This window comes from Frateuria sp. GZRR33 (genome assembly GCF_051900425.1).
Lineage (GTDB): Bacteria > Pseudomonadota > Gammaproteobacteria > Xanthomonadales > Rhodanobacteraceae > Frateuria_A.
Genome location: NZ_JBHZGK010000023.1, coordinates 1 through 3,509, shown reverse-complemented (window position 1 = coordinate 3,509; position 3,509 = coordinate 1). Strand labels below are relative to the sequence as shown.

Below are 3,509 nucleotides of genomic sequence, written 5' to 3'. Positions count from 1 at the left end.
AATGATGGCAGTGAGTAGCAAAACCACACTGAGAACGATCGAAGCTGCCGCAGCCACGCCAAGTGGCCGCGGAATTTCTCCCAACTCTGCAATCGCTACCTTTAGTTTCAATTTGGAGCCTAACGCTGGAGTTAAGCGGCGCGGTACGCGCGTCCGCTTGGACGAGTGGTTAGGCGACACCTTCGCCCGACTCCACCCCCGGGAACGCAAGTTGAGGACTCCGCCTACTTTCCAGCTCAGCGCTGTGCCAGCGCTCGTGCAACACGTTTTCCAGCCAGTCGGTCACCTGCAAGCACGCTTCGTAAGCCTCCAAGAAGTACTGCGTATCGACCGGAAGATACGCGCCCGGCTTCACTCGGGCGTGCGATGAAGCCTTTCTTACATACATGTCATTTGCAATGCCTCGATTGTGCACATGGATGTCTCTCGTGGCTTTTACTTCGACGTACTTGTGAAATGCCGGTAATGCAAGAAGATTAACGCCAATAAGTCCATCCACCGCTTCGGCGAACTCCACCGGTGACTTGTACGACAGCTCATTGGCCAATGCGTCGGTAGCCTTCAGGTGCACTTCTTGGAGCGACGATGCTTCGAGGACGGCCTGAATGAGAATAGTGCGCTTGGCCCCAAGCTTCTGGGGGTATCGAACTACTACGGCGCGCAGAACGTCGCCCAACATCGATTCGGTGATGGTGACGAGTTGCATAACGCCGTTCACGCCGAGCTGTGTATACGTCAGGAAGTCGTACCTCTCGAGAAGCTCTTGCTTCGAGTACTTGCGAGCGAACGGCATAACGGTCCGATCGGCGTTATAGCCGATCGGGTAAGAGATCTCGACCTCGCTCGATGCGTCATCGCGGACGGCGTTTGCGGCGTAGGCCAATGCGAGGTGCGTGAGCTGTGCGAGTTCGCCCTGCACAAATAAGGCCTGGCAGGCGGCTCTCACGATGCGGTTGAGCTCGTCGCCGAGATTGACCGTTTCCATGCAGCCTCCTGTGCCGCCTAACGCTGGAGTTAAGCGGCGCGCGGTAGCGCGTCCGCCTTTAGCGAGATGTTAGGCATCTTGGCCTCGACCTCTCACGCCGGCAAGCCCGGCGGCAAAAAGAGTGGTTGACCCAGCAAGAGCCATGAGGCGTTGGGCAGCAGGACCGCCTACCGCCAACGCGATGGCAACCCCGCTCACGCCCAGCGTTATGAGGGCCCAGGCAAGCACATGAGCCTGCTTGCGGTTGAGTGCTTGGCGAGTACCCAAGGCAGCGCGGACGAGCAGCGCAAAAGTGACAATGAGAAGAGCGCCGAAGAGCGAAGCGGAAACCCTCATGTTCCGAGACACAAGGAACGCCACCAGCCAGCCAAACAAGATGCAGAGAGCCGCACTGAGGACAACAGCAAGGGCACGCTCTTTTTGCGTTGGTTGGCGAGTGAACTCTTGCATGTGAGGCCTAACGCCCGAATTAAGCGGCGGCGGAGCCGTCCGCTTGAATGAAGAGTTAGGGGCTTGCGCCGCGCCATGCTTGGGCGACTGTGCCGGTGCAACCGCGAGCCCCACCAAGCGCAACGCTAGCAGCTTTGGATGCCTGGAGCTTGCCACACTGCTGCAAAGCTCGCGGCCAAGTGCGGAGGACTGAAAGCTGGCGAGAGCTTGGCCGAAGCACACGCCGCGAGAGAACAACCAAGCAAGGGCCTAACGCTGGAGTTAAGCGGCGGCGAAGCCGTCCGCCTTGAACGATTTGTTAGGCCGCGCGGAATAGTGCTGGCGCAGACCTGCAGAAACAACTTTACCTTACGCGTGACTCGCACGGAGAAAAAAGTGGCCGGCCCACCGATGCGCGCGTGAATGGCAATATTGGTTGGAACGAAGCAACCGAGAAGGTGCGGTGAAAAACTACGATCTATGGGCTTTTAAAGAAGACAGGCCGCGCCTGGTCGCATTTTTAACAAGAGAGATCCGGATTGCGCTAGTTGCATCGTTGATTGCTCTCGGATACTTCCTGCGGTAGTGGTGGCTTCTTGGATAGCCTAACACCTGAGTTAAGCCGCGCCGCGAAGCGGCGTCGGCTTGGACGAATTGTTAGGCGGCGCTACGGAGTGGTGTGAGCACCACTGGCCGCCTGTGCTGCTTGGACTATAGCCGCGAGCTGTTCCACGGTGAGCGCTGAGAGCTCTTCATGGACGGGCCGAAATGACGAGTCTTCTCCCCACCCCTCGCCGACGGCGAGGACCTTGCCATCCGCGGGGCGGAGGAGGAAGTAGCCGAACTGGCCGCCCGCGACTTGGGCAGGAACTACTACGACCGACTTGCCATCGGCGCAGGCGTAGATGTTCCAGGCGGCTCCGCCAAAGGTTTTTTGCACCGGGCCGACTTCACACGCCAGTGCAGGCTCTTCAGCAGGCGCTGCCGATGCGGCCAATGGTGAGAGCAGGAAGAGCAGGGAAAGAATCTTCACGCGCGGTTCCTTTAGCTAAGCCGCCTAACACCTGAGTTAAGCCGCGCCGGGAAGCGGCGTCGGCTTGGACGAATTGTTAGGGCTCATGCCGCGTACCGCACAAAACGCAGCAGCTGCGACGAGCCCGCAAGCCCCGAAGAATGCCGCGCCGCCCATGTATTGGAGCCAGCCTGCCACAGTGGGTACGCCATTTACCATGGTCTCGACGCCGTTTGACGAGGCGTAGGAGCCTGGGCGGGCGTAGCGCAGCGGCCAAGTGATCACCGCGGCAGGCAGAGCCCCCAGCACGAAGCCCGCGAGTAGAGCACTCCACCACCGGAGTAGGCCGCGCCAGCGCAGGAGAAAGTAGGCCGGAATGCCGAGCACAACCACATGGGCCGCCGAGATGGCTAAGCAGATGGACAGGAAGTTGCGGGTGCGTACCCAGATATAAGGGTCATTCGACTCGAAGGTGGCGAACTGGCCGTAAAGGTACCAAGCCCCGAGTGCCAGCGTAGGCGCAAGAACCGCTGCTCCGAACGCGATGATGAGTCTCATGAGCCCTAACACCTGAGTTAAGCCGCGCCGCGAAGCGGCGTCGGCTTGGACGAATTGTTAGGGCGCACCTTGCGGAGCACCAAGTACGAAAGGACAGCGGTCGCCGGGAATGCAAATGCATGCCACTCAGGATAGGCCGCCAGCCACCCGGCCAGCTCCGACCAAGACCCGGTTGCAACGGACGGAACCAGTAGCCAACCGAATGTTACTGGCACAACTGCGATAGTTGCCGGGCCCATCGTGGGTGTTACGAGCAGCGACGACACAAACACAAGCAACGTAATCCATGCCGTACGGCCCAAGCCACGCGTGAGGAAAGCGACTACGAACGTCACGCCAACTGCGACGGCGAGGAAGGGCAGAAATAGAGCCGCGGCTACGACGAACGTCATGTGCGCCCTAACGCTGGAGTTGAGCGGCGGCGGAGCCGTCCGCCTCGAACGAACTGTTAGGCGCGCACACTTTGGAAGTACCCTCTTGCGCGGACGTTAACAGACAAATAGACAAGGGCAATCGCGGCCCAGC

Annotated in this window: 3 protein-coding genes; all 3 read right to left on the bottom strand. The window is 59.8% G+C overall.

Features of this window, described 5'->3' with window-relative positions; all coding sequences use genetic code 11:
* Positions 1–169 precede the first annotated feature (169 nt).
* The 3 genes from ACFWZU_RS16200 to ACFWZU_RS16190 all read right to left on the bottom strand — a co-directional run bounded on the left by ACFWZU_RS16200 (position 170) and on the right by ACFWZU_RS16190 (position 2,984).
* A complete protein-coding gene (locus tag ACFWZU_RS16200; RefSeq protein WP_439702545.1) occupies positions 170–985 on the bottom strand; it encodes a hypothetical protein in 816 nt (271 codons plus the stop codon).
* A 1,096-nt stretch (positions 986–2,081) separates the two neighbouring features.
* A complete protein-coding gene (locus ACFWZU_RS16195) occupies positions 2,082–2,447 on the bottom strand; it encodes a hypothetical protein (RefSeq protein ID WP_439702544.1) in 366 nt (121 codons plus the stop codon).
* Between the two features lie 36 nt (positions 2,448–2,483).
* Positions 2,484–2,984 carry a hypothetical protein gene (locus tag ACFWZU_RS16190; RefSeq protein ID WP_439702543.1) on the bottom strand — a complete coding sequence of 167 codons (501 nt, stop codon included), beginning with the start codon at positions 2,982–2,984 and terminating at the stop codon, positions 2,484–2,486.
* Between the last annotated feature and the right edge of the window lie 525 nt (positions 2,985–3,509).

Bases quoted from the DNA above. Each gene is read 5' to 3' on its own strand.
- ACFWZU_RS16190 (WP_439702543.1), bottom strand. From the start codon at position 2,984: ATGAGACTCATCATCGCGTTCGGAGCAGCGGTTCTTGCGCCTACGCTG.
- ACFWZU_RS16200 (WP_439702545.1), bottom strand. From the start codon at position 985: ATGGAAACGGTCAATCTCGGCGACGAGCTCAACCGCATCGTGAGAGCC.